The sequence below is a fragment of the Noviherbaspirillum aridicola genome, assembly GCF_019656455.1.
In the GTDB taxonomy this organism is placed as follows: domain Bacteria; phylum Pseudomonadota; class Gammaproteobacteria; order Burkholderiales; family Burkholderiaceae_D; genus Noviherbaspirillum; species Noviherbaspirillum aridicola.
The window spans coordinates 113,157-131,605 of record NZ_BPMK01000010.1; the positions used below are offsets into that span (position 1 = coordinate 113,157).

Below are 18,449 nucleotides of genomic sequence, written 5' to 3' on the forward strand. Positions count from 1 at the left end.
CAATCATGGCGGGGCAACTCAACCCTAACATTCTTCTGGCTGTGCCGCTGGCACCTCTGGCGGGCTCGGCGATCGCCGGCCTGCTCGGCACCAAGTTCTTCGGCAACAAGATCGGCCGGGGCGCGTCGCATTCTGCGACGATCCTCGGCGTGCTGATCGCCTTCATCATCTCGTTCCAGACGCTGCTCGCGGTAATGGACGGCGCCACCTACGAGGGTACCGTCTACACCTGGATGACGGTGATGGGCCTCAAGCTCGAAGTCGGCTTCCTGGTCGACAGCCTGACCGCGATGATGATGTGCGTGGTGACCTTCGTGTCGCTGATGGTGCACATCTACACCATCGGCTACATGCGGGATGACGAAGGCTACAACCGCTTCTTCTCCTACATCTCGCTGTTCACTTTCTCGATGCTGATGCTCGTCATGAGCAACAACTTCCTGCAGCTGTTCTTCGGCTGGGAAGCGGTGGGTCTCGTGTCGTACCTGCTGATCGGCTTCTGGTACAAGCGTCCGTCGGCGATCTACGCCAACATGAAGGCCTTCCTGGTCAACCGCGTGGGCGACTTCGGCTTCATTCTCGGCATCGGTCTGCTGCTGGCCTACGCCGGTTCGCTGAACTACGGCGAAGTCTTCGCCAAGCGCGGCGACCTGGCCGCCGTGGTGTTCCCCGGCACTGACTGGATGATGCTGACCGTTGCCTGCATCTGCCTGTTCATCGGCGCCATGGGCAAGTCGGCGCAGTTCCCGCTGCACGTCTGGCTGCCGGATTCGATGGAAGGTCCGACGCCGATTTCCGCGCTGATCCACGCCGCCACGATGGTTACCGCGGGCATCTTCATGGTCGCCCGCATGTCGCCGCTGTTCGAGCTGTCCGACACCGCGCTGTCCTTCATTCTCGTGATCGGTTCCATCACCGCGCTGTTCATGGGTTTCCTCGGCATCATCCAGAACGACATCAAGCGCGTGGTCGCGTATTCGACGCTGTCCCAGCTCGGCTACATGACTGTCGCGCTCGGCGCCTCCGCATACTCGGTCGCGGTGTTCCACCTGATGACCCACGCCTTCTTCAAGGCGCTGCTGTTCCTCGGCGCCGGCGCGGTCATCATCGGCATGCACCACGACCAGGACATCCGCAACATGGGCGGCCTGCGCAAGTACATGCCGATCACCTGGATCACCTCGCTGCTCGGCTCGCTGGCGCTGATCGGCACGCCGTTCTTCTCGGGCTTCTATTCCAAGGACAGCATCATCGAAGCGGTGCACGACACCCATATCTGGGGCGCCGGCTTCGCCAACTTCGCGGTGCTGGCCGGCGTGTTCGTGACGGCGTTCTACTCCTTCCGCATGTATTTCCTGGTGTTCCACGGGGAAGAGCGCTTCGGCAAGGCGCACGACGCGCACCATGCCCACCACGACGCGCATGAGGACCATGACGACGGCGGCCACGACGACCATCATCACGGCCTTGCCCCCGGCGAGAAGCCGCACGAGGCGCCGCTGGTGGTGACGCTGCCGCTGATTCTGCTGGCGATTCCGTCGGTGGTGATCGGCTACCTGGCGATCGGTCCGATGCTGCATGGCGACTTCTTCAGAAACGTGATTTTCGTGGGCGAGAACCATGGCGCGATGAAGGCGCTGAACGAAGCCTTCCACGGCGCGGCAGCGATGGGCCTGCACGGCTTCATGACTGCGCCGTTCTGGCTGGCGCTCGCCGGCGTGGTGGCGGCCTACTACTGCTACATGGTCAATCCGCGCGTCCCGGCCTGGTTCTACAGCAAGTTCCGCGCGGTGTACGCACTCCTGGACAACAAGTACTACATGGACAAGATCAACGACGCGGTGTTCGCCAAGGGCGCGCGCGTGCTCGGCGGCGGCCTGTCGACGGTCGGCGACCGCACGCTGATCGACGGTCTCGTCGTCAACGGCAGCGCGCGGGTGGTGGGCTGGTTCTCGGCGGTGATCCGTCACCTGCAGACGGGTTATCTCTACCACTACGCATTCGTAATGATTATCGGCGTGCTGTTCTTCCTGTTCTATTTCATGCCGTTTCCGTCGTTTGGCAAATGAGCTGGCGAGGTAGGAGCAAATAACAACCATGATGCAGTCAACTTTTCCTCTCCTTAGCCTCGCGATCTGGTGCCCGATCGCGTTCGGCCTCATCGTCCTGGCGATAGGACGCGACAATAATCCGGGCCTGACCCGCGTGGTCTCGCTGATCGGATCCATTGTCAGCTTCCTGGTCACGATTCCGCTGTTCCAGCAGTTCGACAAGGCGGCGCACGGCATGCAGTTCGTCGAAAAGGCGGGCTGGATCGAGCGCTTCAACGTCAACTACTTCCTCGGCGTCGACGGCATTTCCGTCTGGTTCGTGCTGCTGACCGCGTTCATCACGGTCATCGTGGTGATCGCCGGCTGGGAAGTGATCGAGAAGCGGGTAGCCCAGTACATGGGTGCCTTCCTCATCCTGTCCGGCCTGATGATCGGCGTGTTCTGCGCGCTCGACGGCCTGCTGTTCTACGTGTTCTTCGAAGCCACCCTGATCCCGATGTTCATCATCATCGGCGTCTGGGGCGGGCCAAACCGCGTCTACGCGGCGATCAAGTTCTTCCTCTACACGCTGCTCGGCTCGCTGCTGACCCTGGTCGCGCTGGTCTACCTGTACTTCGCCTCCGGCGGCAGCTTCGAGATCCTGGCCTGGCACAAGCTGCCGCTGCCGCTGGATGCGCAGGTCCTGATCTTCCTCGCATTCTTCATGGCGTTCGCGGTCAAGGTCCCGATGTGGCCGGTTCACACCTGGCTGCCGGATGCCCACGTCGAAGCGCCCACCGGCGGTTCGGTCGTGCTGGCGGCGATCATGCTCAAGCTCGGCGCCTATGGCTTCCTGCGTTTCTCGCTGCCGATCGCACCTGACGCCAGCCATGAACTGTCCGGCTTCATCATCACCCTGTCGCTGATCGCGGTCATCTACATCGGCCTGGTCGCGCTGGTGCAGGCCGACATGAAGAAGCTGGTCGCCTACTCGTCGATCGCGCACATGGGCTTCGTCACGCTCGGCTTCTTCCTGTTCAACGACATGGCGGTGCAGGGCGGCATCGTGCAGATGATCTCCCACGGCTTCGTGTCGGGCGCCATGTTCCTCTGCATCGGCGTGCTGTACGACCGCATGCATTCGCGCCAGATCGCCGACTACGGCGGCGTGATCAACCGCATGCCGCGCTTTGCCGCGTTCTTCGTGCTGTTCTCGCTGGCCAATGCAGGTCTGCCCGCGACCTCCGGCTTCATCGGCGAATTCATGGTCATCCTGGGCTCGGTCCAGTACAACTTCTGGATCGGCATGCTGGCCGCGACCGCGCTGATCCTGGGCGCAGCCTACTCGCTGTGGCTGGTCAAGCGCGTGGTGTTCGGCGAGATCGGCAACAAGCACGTGGCCGAACTGGAGGACCTGAACGGACGCGAGTTCTTCATGCTCGGCCTGCTCGCCATCGCGGTGCTCGCCATGGGCCTGTATCCCGCCCCGGTAACCGACCTGATTCAGGTTTCGGTCAGCGACCTGCTCAAGCATGTCGCCGTATCGAAACTGCCGTAACCCGGCACAGAACGACATACTGAAGAAAACAACATGGACAACATGAACTTCGCGCCGGTTTATCCGGAGATATTCCTCGTGATCGCCACCTCGGCGATCCTGCTGATCGACATGTTCCTGTCGGACGCGAAACGGCATGTCACGTTCCTGCTCACGCTCGGTGCGCTGCTGGTGTGCGGCCTGCTGACCGCGTCGCAGTTCGGCGAGCCCAATACCTACACGTTCAACAACATGTTCGTGTCGGATCCGATGTCGAACCTGCTCAAGATCTTCTGCTACGTGTCGGTCGCGGTGACGCTGATCTACTCCCGGCAGTATGCGACCGATCGCGGCATGCTCGGCAACACCATCGGTGGCGAGTTCTACGTCATGGCACTGTTCTCGCTCCTGGGCGCGATGGTCATGGTCTCGGGCAACAACTTCCTGATCATCTATCTCGGCCTGGAGTTGATGACGCTGGCGCTGTATGCGCTCGTCGCTCTGCGTCGGGGCAATCCGGTGTCCACCGAAGCCGCGATGAAGTATTTCGTGCTCGGCGCGATGGCTTCCGGCTTCCTCCTCTACGGCATCTCGATGCTCTACGGCGCCACCGGCTCGCTCAACCTCAATGAAGTCGCGACCGAAGTCGCCAAGGGCAGCGGCAACCGCACGGTACTGGTGTTCGGCCTGGTATTCCTGGTGGCTGGCCTGGCATTCAAGCTGAGCGTCGCGCCTTTCCACATGTGGGTGCCCGACGTCTACACCGGCGCGCCGACCGCGGTCACGCTGCTGATCGCGGCCATGCCCAAGCTTGCCGCCTTCGGCATCACCATCCGCCTGCTGGTGGAGGGCCTGTTCTCGCTGGCCGTCGACTGGCAGCAGATGCTCCTGCTGCTCGCAGTGCTCTCGATGGCGGTCGGTAACATCACGGCCATCGTCCAGACCAACCTCAAGCGCATGCTGGCGTATTCGACCATCGGCCAGCTCGGCTTCATGCTGCTCGGCATGCTGACCGGCGTCGTCAATGGCAATACCGCGATGGCCGCCAACGGCTACAGCTCCGCAATGTTCTACGTGGTCGCCTATGTCCTCACCACGCTCGGCACCTTCGGCATCATCATGCTCCTTGCCCGTGCCGGCTTCGAGGCGGAAAACATCGACGACCTCAAGGGCCTGAACCAGCGCAGCCCGTGGTTCGCCTTCGTGATGCTGGTCCTGATGTTCTCGCTCACCGGCATTCCGCCGACGGTCGGCTTCTACGCCAAGCTCGCCGTCCTGCAGGCGGTTCTCAGCACCGGCCAGGTGTGGCTGGCGGTAGTCGCGGTGCTGCTGTCGCTGATCGGCGCCTTCTACTACCTGCGTGTGGTGAAGGTCATGTACTTCGACGAACCGACCGACGAGACCCGTATCGCCGCGACCACCGACATGCGCGTCACCCTCGGCCTCAACGGCGTGGCGGTGCTGGCCCTCGGCATCCTGCCGGGCCCGCTGATGGCCCTGTGCGCGGACGCCATCGTGCGTACCCTCGCGGCCTGATCGGCGCGCGTGGACGTTTCGCTGTCGAGCTGGTTCGTCATCATGTTGGCGGTCATTGCCGCCAACATTCCCTTCCTGAACGAACGGCTGTTCCTCATGATTCCCCTGCGCGGCCCGGCCAAGAGCCTGTGGCTGCGCGTGCTCGAGCTGAGCGTGCTGTACTTCGCGGTGCTCGCCATCGCCTGGCTGCTCGAGGCGCGGATCGGCAATGCCTTCCCCCAGCGCTGGGAGTTCTACGCCATCACCGTTTGCCTGTTCCTGGTGGCCGCCTATCCCGGTTTCGTCTACCGCTACCTGCGTAAAAGGCACGCTTGATCTGCTGTAAGCCGGCAGGGGCTTCGCGGCTTACAATACGCCGGTTGCCTTGCGGAGATTCGACGTGGATTTGCATTTGAAAGAAACCCAGCTCGACAGCGAAGTCGCCTTTGACGGCAACTTCCTGAAGGTCCAGCGCGACGGCGTGCGGCTGCCGGACGGCAGTCTGACCCAGCGCGAATACATCAAGCACCCCGGCGCGGTGGCGATTCTTCCGCTCTTCGACGACGGCCGCGTGCTGCTCGAACGGCAGTTCCGCTATCCGCTGCATGCCGTGTTCATCGAATTCCCGGCCGGGAAAATCGATCCCGGTGAAGACCCGCTCCAATGCGCCAAGCGCGAACTGCAGGAAGAGACCGGCTATACCGCGCGCGAGTGGCAATTCGCCTGCACCATCCACAATGCGATCGCTTATTCGGACGAGCATCTCGACCTGTATGTGGCGCGCGGCCTTACCGCCGGCGAGCGCAAGCTCGACGAGGGAGAATTCCTCGACATTTTCACCGCCACCGTGCCGGAAATGCTGCAGTGGGTGAGGGAAGGGAAGATCACCGACGTCAAGACCGTGATCGGCACCTTCTGGCTGGAGAAAATGCTGGCGGGCGAATGGAAGCTCTGACTGCGGCTCGCAGCTAAAACAGCAAAAAAAGAGCCGCATATGCGGCTCTTTTTGTCCGGGCGACCGGGATCACATGTTCGGATAGTTGGGACCGCCGCCGCCTTCCGGCGTGACCCAGACGATGTTCTGGGTCGGGTCCTTGATGTCGCAGGTCTTGCAGTGCACGCAGTTCTGCGCGTTGATCTGCAGGCGCTCCTCGCCGGCATCGTTGCTCACGTACTCGTACACGCCGGCAGGGCAGTAGCGCTGCTCCGGTCCCGCATACTTGTGCAGGTTGATGTTGACCGGCACCGTCGGGTCCTTCAGCGTCAGGTGCACCGGCTGCTCTTCCGCATGGTTGGTGTTGGAGATGAACACCGACGACAGGCGGTCGAACGTCAGCTTGCCGTCCGGCTTGGGATAGACGATGGGCTTGAATTCGGACGCCGGGCGCAGGCATTCATGGTCCGCATGCTTGTGCTTGACGGTCCATGGCGCCTTCCCCTTGAACAGCACCTGGTCGATGCCGACCATCAGCGTGCCGCTGTAGAGGCCGCGCGACATGAAGGGCTTGAAGTTGCGTGCCTTGTACAGCTCTTCGTACAGCCAGGATTTCTCGAAGCCCTGCGGATAGGCGCTCAGCTCGTCATGCTGGCGGTTCTCGCCCAGTGCCGCGAACGCCGCTTCCGCGGCCAGCATGCCGGTCTTCATCGCCGCATGGCTGCCCTTGATGCGCGAGGCATTGAGGAAGCCCGCGTCGCAGCCGAGCAGGGCGCCGCCCGGGAACACCAGCTTGGGCAGCGACTGCAGGCCGCCGGCGACGATCGCCCGCGCGCCGTAGGAAATGCGCTTGCCGCCCTCGAAGAACTTGCGGATCTCCGGATGCGTCTTGTAGCGCTGGAATTCCTCGTACGGCGACAGGTAGGGGTTCTGGTAGGCCAGCCCCACCACGTAGCCCACCGCGACCTGGTTGTTTTCCAGGTGATAGAGGAAGGAGCCGCCATAGGTGTCGGCGTCCAGCGGCCAGCCGGCGGTGTGGATCACCAGGCCGGGCTGGTGCATCTTCGGATCGATCTCCCACAGCTCCTTGATGCCGATCGCGTAGGTCTGCGGATCGCGGCCCTTGTTGAGGTCGAACTTCTCCATCAGGCCGCGGCCGAGATGGCCGCGCGCGCCTTCGGCGAACAGCGTGTACTTCGCATGCAGCTCCATGCCGAGCTGGAAGGCGTCGGTCGGATTGCCGTGGCGGTCCACGCCCATGTTGCCGGTGGCCACGCCCTTGACCGAGCCGTCGTCGTTGTACAGCACCTCGGCGGCCGGAAAGCCCGGGAAGATTTCCACGCCCAGGTTTTCCGCCTGCTGGCCCAGCCAGCGCACCACGTTGCCCAGCGAGATCACATAGTTGCCGTGGTTCTGGAAGCAGCCCGGCAGCGCCCAGCCCGGGGTCCTGATCGCCCTGGTCTCGGACAGGAACAGGAAGCGGTCTTCGGTGACCTCGGTATTGAGCGGCGCGCCGAGCTCCTTCCAGTTCGGAAACAGCTCGTTGATCGCGATCGGATCCATCACCGCGCCCGACAGGATATGGGCGCCGACCTCGCTGCCTTTTTCCAGCACGCACACCGACACCTCGCGGCCCTGCTCGGACGCCAGCTGCTTGAGGCGGATCGCCGCCGACAACCCGGCCGGGCCGCCGCCGACGATCACCACATCGTATTCCATCGCTTCACGCGGGCCGTATTGCTCTACCAGATTCTGGGTCTGCGTCATGGTCTCACCAAGGTTAGAATAATTTTCGAACGAACGTGCTAATTGTCGTGGATTTTCGGGGAGAATGCTAGTAGAACAAGCCCTCTAACAGGCCGCCGAATAGTGGCATCATAGCTTCCCGTACGAGGGGCACCATCTTTTATTTCCATACCAAACACAAGGAGGAGTCGTGGGCATCGAATTCAATCTCGAGGGCAAGATCGCCCTGGTTACCGGGGCATCGAGCGGTCTCGGCAATCGTTTCGCGAAGGTGCTCGCCAAGGCAGGCGCGCAGGTCGTGCTGGCTTCCCGCCGCGTCGAGCGGCTCAAGGAACTGCGCGCCGAAATCGAGGCCGGCGGCGGCGCCGCGCATGTCGTCGCGCTCGACGTCACCGACTACGCCAGCATCAAGTCCGCGATTGCCCATGCCGAGACCGAAGCCGGTCCGATCGATATCCTCGTCAACAACTCCGGCGTGTCCACGACCCAGAGGCTGATCGACGTCACCCCCGAGGACTATGCGTTCGTGATGGATACCAATCAGCGCGGCGCGTTCTTCGTCGCCCAGGAAACCGCCAAGCGCATGATCGCCCGCGCCAAGGGCGATCCCGGCAAGCAGCACCGGATCATCAATATCGCCTCGGTCGCCGGCCTGCGCGTGCTGCCGCAGATCGGTATCTATTGCGTGAGCAAGGCGGCGGTCGTCCACATGACCAAGTCGATGGCGGTGGAGTGGGGCCGCTACGGCATCAACGTCAATGCCATCTGCCCCGGCTATATCAAGACCGAGATCAACGAGTCCCATTTCGACAGCGAGCAGGGTCAGCAACTGATCAACATGCTGCCGCGCAAACGCCTCGGCGAGCCGGAAGATCTCGACGGCCTGCTGCTGCTTCTGGCTGCCGACGAGTCGCGGTTCATGAACGGCGCCATCATCACCGCAGACGACGGCATGGCGGCCTACTGATGGAAGAGCGCAAGCTGGTGCATGCGACGCGGATGCAGATCCGCTGGGGCGACATGGATGCCATGGGCCATGTCAACAACACGGTCTACTTCCGCTACCTGGAACAGGCGCGGATCGAGTGGTTCACCTCCGCCGGAATCGAGCCGGACCCGGCGGGCGAGGGACCGGTCATCGTCAATGCCCGGTGCAGCTTCATCCGGCAGCTGAAATACCCGGGCGAGATCGAGGTGCTGACCTACGTCGGCGCGCCGGGCCGCAGCAGCTTCGAGACCTGGCATGAGATCCGTCGCGTGGATACGCCCGACGTGCTCGCGGCAGAGGGCGGAGCCAAAGTGGTCTGGGTCGATTTTCCGAAGGAGAAGTCGGCGCCGCTGCCCGAGCGCGTCAGGGCGCTGCTGGCGGCCGCGCCCGGCTGACCGGAGGTGCCGCTCAGCCGGCGACGCCGACCAGGCGGTGCACCAGTTCGCTCGACGTCGCCGCGGAAAACTTGCGCATCAGCTTGGCCCTGTGCATCTCGACGGTGCGAGGGCTCAGACCGACCTGGCGCGCGATCAGCTTGCTGGTCTTGCCCTCCACCAGCAGGGCGGCGATTTCCCGCTCGCGCGGCGTGAGCTGGGCGGTGACCGGCCGCTTGGCGCTGAGGTCCTCGAAAGTCCAGATGCCCGCCGCATGCGGGTCGTCATGGATCAAGGAGCGTCCGCTCACATGGCACCAGAATAAATCCTGGTTGGCGCGCTTCATGATGCGCTCGTCGGAGTAGCGCCCCTTCGCGCTCATGATCGGGACGATGCGCGCGCCGGTGCGCTCGAATTCGTCAAAGCTCGGATACAGCACGCTGAGCGACTGCCCGACGAGTTCTTCCGCTCGGTAGCCGAACATCGTCGCCAGCGCATCGTTGCAGGCATGGATGACGCGGTGCTGGGAAACGCACATGCCGACTGGTGCGTTCCGGAAGATGGTCTCGTAGTCTATTGTCAGTGCGCTCATGTTTTGGCGGCGCCAGTTGTCCGGAAGGATTGTCCCGAAAGTTCGTATTTTTACGGTATTGCAGCCGTAACGTCCACCATCTTATGCTGGCGGGCACATTACAAGAGCGTCCTGGCGCCGTTTTCACCCATGCGGCCAGCCGGAGACTATTCAACTCAAGAAGAGGAACGGTATGAACAAAGTTTATCCGGACGCCGCCAGCGCCCTGGCCGGCATCGTCAGGGACGGGCAGACCATCGCCGTCGGCGGGTTCGGCCTGTGCGGCATTCCCGAGGCGCTGATCGCGGCGCTGCGCGACTCCGGCGTCAAGAACCTGACCGCGATCTCGAACAATGCCGGTGTCGACGGCTTCGGACTCGGCCAGTTGCTGACCACCCGCCAGATCAGGAAGATGATCTCGTCCTACGTGGGCGAGAACAAGGAATTCGAGCGCCAGTACCTGTCGGGCGAACTCGAGCTGGAATTCACGCCCCAGGGCACGCTCGCCGAGAAGCTGCGCGCGGGCGGCGCGGGCATTCCCGCCTTCTTCACCAAGACCGGCGTCGGCACCATGGTCGCGGAAGGCAAGGAAGTGCGCGAGTTCGACGGCGAACGTTATGTGATGGAGCGCTCCCTGGTCGCCGATGTCTCCCTCGTCAAGGCCTACATGGCCGACCGCGTCGGCAACCTCGTCTTCCGCAAGACCGCGCGCAACTTCAATCCCAATGTCGCCATGGCAGGCAAGATCACCGTGGTCGAAGTCGAGAAGCTGGTCGAGACCGGTGAACTCGATCCCGACCAGGTTCACCTCCCGGGCATCTTCGTGCATCGCATCGTCGTCAATGCGGCACCGGAGAAGCGCATCGAACAACGCACCGTGCGTGCAAAGTAAGGGAGAACGAACATGGCATGGACTCGTGATGAAATGGCTGCGCGCGCGGCCAGGGAACTGCAGGACGGTTTTTACGTGAACCTCGGCATCGGCCTGCCCACGCTGGTGGCCAACTACGTGCCGCAGGATATCGAAGTGTGGCTGCAGTCCGAAAACGGCCTGCTCGGGATCGGCCCGTTCCCGACCGAGGAGGAAGTCGACGCCGACCTCATCAACGCCGGCAAGCAGACGGTCACCGCGCTGCGCGGTTCGTCCTTCTTCAGCTCCGCCGATTCGTTCGCGATGATCCGCGGCGGCAAGATCAACATCGCCATTCTCGGCGCGATGCAGGTCAGCGAAAAGGGCGACCTCGCCAACTGGATGATCCCGGGGAAGATGGTCAAGGGCATGGGCGGCGCGATGGACCTGGTGGCGGGCGTCGGCCGGGTGGTGGTGCTGATGGAGCACGTGGCCAAGGCCAAGGATGGTTCCACCTCGCACAAGATCCTCAAGCAATGCGACCTGCCGCTGACCGGTGTCGGCGTGGTCAACCGCATCATCACCGATCTCGGCGTGATCGATGTCACTCCGTCCGGTCTGAAGCTGGTCGAACTCGCGCCCGGCGTCACGCTCGATGAAATCCGCGAGAAGACCGGCGCGGAGCTGGATACGAGCAGCGTCGCGGCCTGATCAGCATCCCTCCAAAACAAACGGCGCCCTTCGTCGAAGGGCGCCGTTTTTCATTGTGCGCAAGGGATCGAAAAGGGCAGCCGTTGCCGCCCCGTGTTTACTGGGCGGCCCAGCCGCCGTCCATGTTCCAGGCTACTCCGCGCACCTGGCTGGCCGCGGGGCTGCAGAAGAATACCGCGAGTTCACCCAGCTGTTCCGGCGTCACGAACTCGCCCGAGGGCTGCTTTTCCGACAGCAGGCTACGCTTGGCCTCTTCGTTCGACAGACCCCTTTCGCTGGCGCGCGCATCGACCTGCTTCTGCACCAGCGGCGTCAACACCCATCCGGGGCAGATCGCATTGCAGGTGATGCCGGTGCCGGCGTTCTCGAGCGCGGTAACCTTGGTGAAGCCGACGACGCCGTGCTTGGCTGCCACATACGCCGACTTTTGCGCGGAGCCGACCAGTCCGTGCACGGAGGCGACGTTGATGATGCGTCCCCAGTTCCTCGCCTTCATCGCCGGCAGGGCGAGCCGGGTGGTGTGAAAGGCGGAACTCAGGTTGATCGCGATGATGGCGTCCCATCTCTCGACGGGGAAGTCCTCCACGCTGGCCACGTGCTGAATGCCGGCGTTGTTCACCAGGATATCGACAGCGCCGAAACGCTCCGCCGCGTATGCCATCATCGCCTCGATCTCGGCGGGCTTGGACATGTCCGCGTTATGATAGGCGGCCTGCACGCCGAATTCGGACCGGACCCTGTTCTGCACTGCTTCGATCTCCGTGCTGTCGCCGAAGCCGTTGAAAACGACATTGGCGCCCTGGGCGGCGAGCGCCCTCGCAATGCCGAGGCCGATACCCGACGTCGAGCCGGTGACGAGCGCGGTCTTCCCTTGAAGCATGCTGCCTTGCATGGTGTCCTCTCCGAAATGAATGGGGTTTGTGTTGAATTTATTTGCTTGGGATTTTAAGCGGAACCGCCCCTAAAATGTGAGAATAGCAAGCGGAAAAACCAACGATAAACGCGATTCACCGAAATGACGCAAGCTCGCATCAAATCCGTCCAGTGCCTGTCCCCCGCTGGCCTGCACCGGATGGCGTACAAGGAGTGGGGCGACCCGCACAACCGCCGGGTGCTTGTGTGCGTGCATGGCCTGACCCGCGTCAGCGACGACTTCGATCGCCTTGCCGCCGAGCTTGCTCCGGTTTATCGCGTGATCTGCCCGGACGTCGCGGGGCGTGGCCGGTCGGACCCGTTGCCCGCACCCCAGCATTACCAGGTGCCGCAGTACGTGAGCGACATGGTCACGCTGCTCGCGCGCGCCGACGCGGACACCGTACACTGGGTCGGCACCTCGATGGGGGGATTGATCGGCATGGCGCTTGCATCGCTGCCGGATACGCCCGTGGGCAGGCTGGTGCTCAACGATGTGGGGCCGGCGATCAGCATGCAATCCCTGGAACGCATCGGATCGTATGTGGGGCAGGACCTGCGTTTCGATTCCTTCGAGGACGGGGCGCGGCATATCCGCGAGATTTCCGCGCCTTTCGGTCCTCACTCGGAGCAACAATGGCGCAAGCTCGCGGCGGATGTGCTGCGCCGCGACGGGCAGGGCAAGTGGATGAAGCATTACGACCTGCGCATCGCGGGCGCCTTCCGCGCGCTCACGCCGGAGACCGTCCGGCAGGCGGAAGAAGCGTCCTGGCGCGCCTATGACGCCATTGCCTGTCCGACCCTGCTGCTGCGCGGGGCCGAATCCGACCTGCTCTTGCCGCAGACCGCCCAGGCCATGACGCAGCGCGGACCGCGGGCGCGGCTGGTCGAGTTTCCCGGCGTCGGCCATGCGCCCACGCTGCTGCAGGACGACCAGGTGGCGGCGGTCCGGGAATTTTTGTTGGAATAAGACTTTTACTCATTAAGTTCACGATGGATATCAAGCGTTTGCACGTCGGCAGGACCCTCTCGGAAGCAGCGATCCACAATGGCGTCGTCTATCTCGCCGGACAGATTGCGGAAGACCTTACCCAGAACATCGAGGGGCAGACCAGGGAAGTCCTCAGACACATCGACCGGCTGCTTGCCGAGGCGGGCAGCGACAAGTCGCGCATCCTGATGTGCCAGATATTCATTGCCGACCTCAAGGATTTCGAAGGCATGAACGCCGTCTGGAATGAATGGGTCGCGGAAGGCAATTCACCTCCGCGGGCGACCGTGCAGGCCAGCCTGGTCAAGCCCGAGTGGCTGGTCGAGATGGTGGTGACCGCCGCGCTGAAGTAACCCCATGGTTTCCATCGCAGCCACCCGCAACGAAGCCGACGAGCTCCTCGTGGCCGGACTGTCCGCGCAGGACGCCGGCCGGGTGCGGGACGCGCTCGCGTTCGTCGAGCCGCTCTACCGCGGAAAGTGCGTCATTACCGGGCAGGACGCGTTCGACTTTTCGCGCGGCGCGGCCGCCACGCTCGCTGCGCTCAATACCGATGTCGACACCCGCATCGCGGGCCTGCTGTTCGAAGTGCAGGTCTTCGATCCGGCTGCGGCCGAGACCATCGAGACGCGCTTCGGTGCGGACATCGCGGCGCTCGTCGGCAACATCCGGCAGCTGATGCGTCTGCATGAGCAGACCTTCGGCCACCAGGACACGCCGCGCGGGAAGAACGCCTCGCAGCAGGCGGCCGAGCAGCTGGAGACGCTGCGCAAGATGCTGCTGGCGATGGCCTCCGACATGCGGGTCGTGCTGGTACGGCTTGCCTCGCGCGTCACCACGCTGCGCTATTTCGCCGAACTCAAGCTCGAAGACGACAAGACGCGCGAGTACGCGCGGGAGACGCTCGACCTGTATGCGCCCCTCGCCAACCGGCTCGGCGTCTGGCAGCTCAAGTGGGAGCTGGAAGACCTCGCTTTCCGCTTTCTCGAGCCGCCGGTGTACAAGCGCATCGCGAAGATGCTGGAAGAGAAGCGCATCGAACGTGAAGGCTTCGTCGACGCCGCCATCGCGCGCCTGAGATCCGTGCTCGCGGAGGCGGGCATCAAGGCGGACGTCAGCGGCCGGCCCAAGCATATCTTCAGCATCTGGAACAAGATGCGCGGCAAGTCGCTCGATTTTTCCGAGCTCTACGACGTGCGCGCATTTCGGGTCATCGTCGACGACGTCAAGACCTGCTATGCCGTGCTCGGTCTCGTGCATGACATCTGGACGCCGATTCCGGAAGAGTTCGACGACTATATCTCGCGCCCCAAGCCCAACGGCTACCAGTCGCTGCACACCGTGGTCATGGCGGAGGACGGGCGGGCGATCGAGATCCAGATCCGTACGCACGAGATGCACCGTTTCGCCGAGTACGGCGTGGCCGCGCACTGGCGCTACAAGGAGACCGGCGGATCGAGCTTCTCGGCGCAGAAATATGACGAGAAGATCGCCTGGCTGCGCCAGCTCCTGGCCTGGAAGAGCGAGGTCACCGACGCCGTCGTCGAGCACGGCGATGCTCAGCGCGAATGGGTGGAGAAACTCAAGTCCGCCTCGCTCGACGACCGCATCTATGTCCTGACGCCGCAGGCGCGCGTGATCGAGCTGCCGGCGGGCGCCACGCCCATCGACTTCGCCTACCATCTGCATACCAACATCGGACACCGCTGCCGCGGCGCCCGGGTCGACGGCGTCATGGTGCCGCTCAACACGCCGCTCAAGAATGGCCAGACCGTGGAGATCATCTCCGCACGCGGCAGCACCGCGGCCTCCGCCGGCCCCTCGCGCGACTGGCTCAGTCCCGGCTACGTCGTCAGTTCTCGCACGCGCGCGAAGGTCCGTGCCTGGTTCAATGCGATCGAGCAGCAGGAGGTGCTTGCGCATGGCCGGGTGCTGGTTGAAAAGACCCTGCAGCGCGAGGGCAAGACCGCCATCAATCTTGAAGAGCTGGCGCACAAGCTCGGCTTCGCCAAGGTCGACGATCTCTTTCTCGCGGCGGGCAAGGATGAGTTCAAGATGCGCAATATTGAACTCGCGCTGCATGCCGACGAACAGAAGCCCGCGCCGGTGACCGATGCGGTCATCCCCAACAAGAGCCGCGCGTCCAGCGTGACGCAGGGGGCAAGATCGGGCGTGCTGGTGGTCGGCACCGAGGGTCTGATGACCCAGCTCGCGCGCTGCTGCAAGCCGGCGCCGCCGGATGAAATCGTCGGCTTCGTCACGCGCGGCAAGGGAGTGTCGATCCACCGCGCCAATTGCAAGAACCTCGCGCAGATGCGGATGAACGCGATGGAGCGCGTGATCGAGACCGCCTGGGGCGAACACGGCAAGGAGACCGTCTATCCGGTCGATATCTTCATTTATGCAGCCGACCGCCAGGGCCTGCTGCGCGACATCTCGGAAGTCTTTTCCCGGGAAAAAATCAACGTGATCGGCGTGAGCACGCAGAGCGCCAAGGGGCATGCCAAAATGTCCTTCACCGCCGAAGTATCGTCCACCGCGCAGTTGCAGCGGGCGCTCGGCGTGCTGCGTGATGTCACCGGGGTGCTGGAAGTGCAGCGTCAGTAGGGTGGCGCTTACCCGCTAGCGGTCGTCGTTCATCGACGGCAGTTCCGGCTGCAGCGTGATATGGTCGATCCCGTGTTTTTCCAGCAGCATGCCCTTGATCCGCTGCAGCACCGCCGGCCACTCCTCCAGCCGGCCGATCTCGACATGGCCGATGAGCGCCGGCTGGCCCGGCGTCATTTCCCATACATGCAGGTCATGCACCGACTGCACGCCGGCGACCGCTGCCAGGTCCGCGCCGACCTGAAGATAGTCGACGTTCTTCGGCACGCCTTCCATCAGGAAGTGATATGCCTCCTTGAGAACGGCGAGCGTCGACCGCAGGATGAGCATCGATACGAATACCGACAGCAGCGGATCGATCGGATACCAGCCGGTGAAGTAGATGACGATGCCGGCCGCGAGCGCCGCGACGGAGCCGAGCAGGTCGCCGAGTACATGCACCAGCGCGGCGCGGGTATTGACGCTGTCCCTGTCGCGCGACAACACCCAGGCGACCAGGATGTTGACCGTCATTCCGATCAGGGCCACGACGAAAACCGCTTCGCCCGCGACCTGGGGCGGTGCCGAGAAGCGCTGCACGGCTTCATAGACGATCCATGCGACCAGCACCAGCATGGCAAGCGCGTTGATGAAGGCGGCCAGCGCCTCGGCTCGGCCAAAGCCGAAGGAGTGGCGGGGCGAAGGCGGGCGGCGTGCGATGTGCTGCGCCAGCAGGGCCAGCGCGAGTGCGGTACTGTCCGTCAGCATGTGGCCCGCGTCCGAGATCAGCGCCAGCGAATTGGCCCAGTAGCCCGCAACCGCTTCCACCCCGGCAAAGCCGAGCGTCAGCAGCACTGCCATCATCAGTATCCGCGGATTGCGGCCCTCGATCACATGCCGGTGCGCGGCATCGCCATGCTTGTGGGCGTGGAGGGATTCAGGGGAGGGATTGCGGTGCTGCATAGCGGATCGACGAGGCAGGTGACTGTTTTTTCGCGAGTGTACAGGATGCCGCAGGTCCGTCCTTCATCATCGGGGAGGGCGCTTTGATGGCTGCGGGAAAAAAGGCTGGCAATTTCAAAAAACCGACGCTATAATCTTGCTTCTTTAGGCTCGTAGCTCAGCTGGTTAGAGCACTACCTTGACATGGTAGGGGTCGTTGGTTCGAGTCCAATCGAGCCTACCAACTTTCCCCTCTGAGTCGCCCCGGCCATCTTCGGTTTGGGGCAGGCTTGGGGCAGCAGAGTTGGCTAGGGGCGCCTGAAGTAGCATCGCTTCGATCTTGTCTTTCTCCCGCCCGCGATCGGCCTTGTCGATCCACTTCGAATACGTGTCAAAAAACTGCTTCGCGTTCTTGTGGCCCATCTGCCGGGAGACATACGCGGGGTTCGCACCTGCCATGAGCGCCACCGTCGCATAGGTGTGCCGCGCCTGGTACGGGCGCCGCTGCCGGATTCCACATCGCCGCAGTGACGGTTTCCAAAATGTCTCGCGCTGGCTGCGCTCGTCATGCCACGGCTGGTCGGTGTTCGGATTCTCGAAAATGAAGCCGTTCTTCTCGAACGTCAGGGGCTTCATCGTTGCCAGCGCCTCCAGCGCCGCGACGGTCAGATCCACATCGCGGATCTGATACGTCTTGACTGCCTTGATTTCGCCGCGGTGCGTCCTCGCTCGTTGGACTCGAATCGTTTGCAGGCTCCAGTCGATGTCGCTCCAGCGCAGCGCGATGATTTCCTCCGGGCGCAGCCCGCTGGCGAACGCGAACTGGAAGTAGGCGTGTACCCTCCGGTCGTAGTGCCTGTCCATGTCTGACAGGATCTTCGCCATCTCCTCGACCGACAGCGGATCGGGCGGCTGCTTTTGCTTCTTGCTGTTCTCGATATCCTCCATCGGGTTGGGAAACGGGATGCCACGGGCCTTGTAGTCCTTGCACGCTACCTTGAAGATGCCGCGCAGCGCGATCAGGTAGTTGTTGCACAGCTCAGCCGACGGCCACGGGTATCTGCCGACGAACGCGGCAATCCTTGAGTGCCGGATCTGGTCGACCGGTTTGTTGCCACCCAGATGTTTGTACCAGAATTCCAGCGCCAGCCGGTACTGATACTGGGTCGCTGAAGCCAAGCGGCCCTTGCTGTCGTGCCAGAGCTGGCCGAATTCGGCCAGGGTAGTCGCGGCGCGTGTGCCTCCCACCGTCATACTGCCCCGCATGCGGTGGGAGTTCGGGAATTCTTCGGCGTAGTCGAAGGTGCCGAGTTCAATCTTCTTGAGGATGCGGGCCCGGATCTTGGCTGCTTCCGTCAAATTCGCTGCCGTCGGCTCGAGCTTGAGCGTCTCACGGCAGCGCCGTCCCTGAAACCGGAACGTGATGCGGATGCGATTGCCGTGAATCTCGATACCTTTCCCCGAATTTGCGCGCGTCATGTTTTCTCCTCGACCCAGCGGTAGTACGCCCGCAGGTTCATGGTAATTCTGCCGTCCTGGGCACGACGGTAGTGCTTGCCTTCCAGCCAAACACCGTCGCGGATCTTGCAGCGAATGGCGTTTTCCGTGTAACCCGTCAATTTGGAAAACAGCGGGATCAGAATCCATTCCAACTGGATGCTGTCAGTGGTCATTGATGTTCTCTCCTAAGTCCTTCGTCGCTCCGTCGCGCCAGGCGCGACGGCTAGCCGTTTTGAGTCAGTTGATCCATTTCAATTGCCTT

At 63.0% G+C, this 18,449-nt stretch carries 17 protein-coding genes, 1 tRNA gene and 1 pseudogene; 13 read left to right on the top strand and 6 right to left on the bottom strand.

The genetic code is table 11. The annotated features are described in order from the left end of the window. The first annotated feature begins 5 nt into the window (after positions 1–5). The 5 genes from nuoL to NCCP691_RS12640 all read left to right on the top strand — a co-directional run bounded on the left by nuoL (position 6) and on the right by NCCP691_RS12640 (position 6,037). The gene (nuoL, locus tag NCCP691_RS12620; protein WP_220808800.1) at positions 6–2,069 is read left to right on the top strand and encodes an NADH-quinone oxidoreductase subunit L; all 2,064 of its coding nucleotides are present in this window, start codon (positions 6–8) and stop codon (positions 2,067–2,069) included. 28 nt (positions 2,070–2,097) lie between these two features. Continuing rightward, the gene (locus NCCP691_RS12625) at positions 2,098–3,588 is read left to right on the top strand and encodes an NADH-quinone oxidoreductase subunit M (protein WP_220808802.1); all 1,491 of its coding nucleotides are present in this window, start codon (positions 2,098–2,100) and stop codon (positions 3,586–3,588) included. Between the two features lie 33 nt (positions 3,589–3,621). Then, entirely contained in the window at positions 3,622–5,103 is a 1,482-nt protein-coding gene (gene nuoN / locus NCCP691_RS12630; protein ID WP_220808804.1) for an NADH-quinone oxidoreductase subunit NuoN, read from the top strand. 9 nt (positions 5,104–5,112) lie between these two features. Further along, entirely contained in the window at positions 5,113–5,418 is a 306-nt protein-coding gene (locus NCCP691_RS12635; RefSeq protein WP_220808806.1) for a DUF2818 family protein, read from the top strand. Positions 5,419–5,482: 64 nt separating this feature from the next. Continuing rightward, positions 5,483–6,037, top strand: a complete 555-nt coding sequence (locus NCCP691_RS12640) for an NUDIX domain-containing protein (protein ID WP_220808808.1) — start codon at positions 5,483–5,485, stop codon at positions 6,035–6,037. A 69-nt stretch (positions 6,038–6,106) separates the two neighbouring features. Here NCCP691_RS12640 and NCCP691_RS12645 read toward each other — a convergent pair whose 3' ends face one another. Continuing rightward, positions 6,107–7,783 (bottom strand): electron transfer flavoprotein-ubiquinone oxidoreductase, encoded by a 1,677-nt coding sequence (locus NCCP691_RS12645; protein WP_220808811.1) that lies wholly within the window; start codon positions 7,781–7,783, stop codon positions 6,107–6,109. Between the two features lie 169 nt (positions 7,784–7,952). Here NCCP691_RS12645 and NCCP691_RS12650 point away from each other — a divergent pair, with 169 nt between their 5' ends. Then, positions 7,953–8,729, top strand: a complete 777-nt coding sequence (locus tag NCCP691_RS12650; protein ID WP_220808812.1) for an SDR family oxidoreductase — start codon at positions 7,953–7,955, stop codon at positions 8,727–8,729. Next, a complete protein-coding gene (locus tag NCCP691_RS12655; RefSeq protein ID WP_220808813.1) occupies positions 8,729–9,145 on the top strand; it encodes an acyl-CoA thioesterase in 417 nt (138 codons plus the stop codon). The genes NCCP691_RS12650 and NCCP691_RS12655 overlap by 1 nt, the downstream gene beginning before the upstream one ends. A 13-nt stretch (positions 9,146–9,158) precedes the next feature. Here the strand turns inward: NCCP691_RS12655 and NCCP691_RS12660 are convergent, their stop codons facing one another. Then, on the bottom strand, positions 9,159–9,716 hold the full coding sequence (locus NCCP691_RS12660) for a LuxR C-terminal-related transcriptional regulator (protein WP_220808815.1): 558 nt from the start codon (positions 9,714–9,716) through the stop codon (positions 9,159–9,161). Positions 9,717–9,888: 172 nt separating this feature from the next. Between NCCP691_RS12660 and NCCP691_RS12665 the strand changes: the two genes are divergently transcribed. Further along, positions 9,889–10,587 (top strand): CoA transferase subunit A, encoded by a 699-nt coding sequence (locus NCCP691_RS12665; protein ID WP_220808817.1) that lies wholly within the window; start codon positions 9,889–9,891, stop codon positions 10,585–10,587. A gap of 12 nt (positions 10,588–10,599) precedes the next feature. Continuing rightward, the gene (locus NCCP691_RS12670) at positions 10,600–11,256 is read left to right on the top strand and encodes a 3-oxoacid CoA-transferase subunit B (protein WP_220808819.1); all 657 of its coding nucleotides are present in this window, start codon (positions 10,600–10,602) and stop codon (positions 11,254–11,256) included. A 97-nt stretch (positions 11,257–11,353) separates the two neighbouring features. Here the strand turns inward: NCCP691_RS12670 and NCCP691_RS12675 are convergent, their stop codons facing one another. Continuing rightward, complete coding sequence (locus tag NCCP691_RS12675) at positions 11,354–12,136, bottom strand: 3-hydroxybutyrate dehydrogenase (RefSeq protein WP_220808821.1); 783 nt, start codon at positions 12,134–12,136, stop codon at positions 11,354–11,356. 135 nt (positions 12,137–12,271) lie between these two features. Here NCCP691_RS12675 and NCCP691_RS12680 point away from each other — a divergent pair, with 135 nt between their 5' ends. From NCCP691_RS12680 to NCCP691_RS12690, 3 genes are read left to right on the top strand one after another with little or no spacing between them, the layout of a single operon-like run. Beyond that, positions 12,272–13,138 carry an alpha/beta fold hydrolase gene (locus NCCP691_RS12680; protein ID WP_220808823.1) on the top strand — a complete coding sequence of 289 codons (867 nt, stop codon included), beginning with the start codon at positions 12,272–12,274 and terminating at the stop codon, positions 13,136–13,138. Between the two features lie 23 nt (positions 13,139–13,161). Then, a complete protein-coding gene (locus NCCP691_RS12685) occupies positions 13,162–13,512 on the top strand; it encodes a RidA family protein (RefSeq protein ID WP_220808825.1) in 351 nt (116 codons plus the stop codon). A 4-nt stretch (positions 13,513–13,516) separates the two neighbouring features. Beyond that, the gene (locus NCCP691_RS12690) at positions 13,517–15,766 is read left to right on the top strand and encodes a RelA/SpoT family protein (RefSeq protein ID WP_220808827.1); all 2,250 of its coding nucleotides are present in this window, start codon (positions 13,517–13,519) and stop codon (positions 15,764–15,766) included. A 15-nt stretch (positions 15,767–15,781) separates the two neighbouring features. Here the strand turns inward: NCCP691_RS12690 and NCCP691_RS12695 are convergent, their stop codons facing one another. Continuing rightward, positions 15,782–16,708 (bottom strand): cation diffusion facilitator family transporter, encoded by a 927-nt coding sequence (locus NCCP691_RS12695; RefSeq protein ID WP_220808829.1) that lies wholly within the window; start codon positions 16,706–16,708, stop codon positions 15,782–15,784. A 146-nt stretch (positions 16,709–16,854) separates the two neighbouring features. On the opposite strand from NCCP691_RS12695, the gene NCCP691_RS12700 reads away from it, so the two are divergent. Continuing rightward, positions 16,855–16,931: transfer RNA gene (locus NCCP691_RS12700), tRNA-Val, on the top strand. Between the two features lie 212 nt (positions 16,932–17,143). Here the strand turns inward: NCCP691_RS12700 and NCCP691_RS21630 are convergent. Continuing rightward, positions 17,144–18,166, bottom strand: a pseudogene (locus NCCP691_RS21630) (site-specific integrase); the annotation flags it as partial. Further along, positions 18,163–18,360 carry an excisionase family protein gene (xisR, locus tag NCCP691_RS12715; RefSeq protein WP_220808830.1) on the bottom strand — a complete coding sequence of 66 codons (198 nt, stop codon included), beginning with the start codon at positions 18,358–18,360 and terminating at the stop codon, positions 18,163–18,165. The pseudogene NCCP691_RS21630 and the gene xisR, both read right to left, overlap by 4 nt. Positions 18,361–18,449 lie beyond the last annotated feature (89 nt).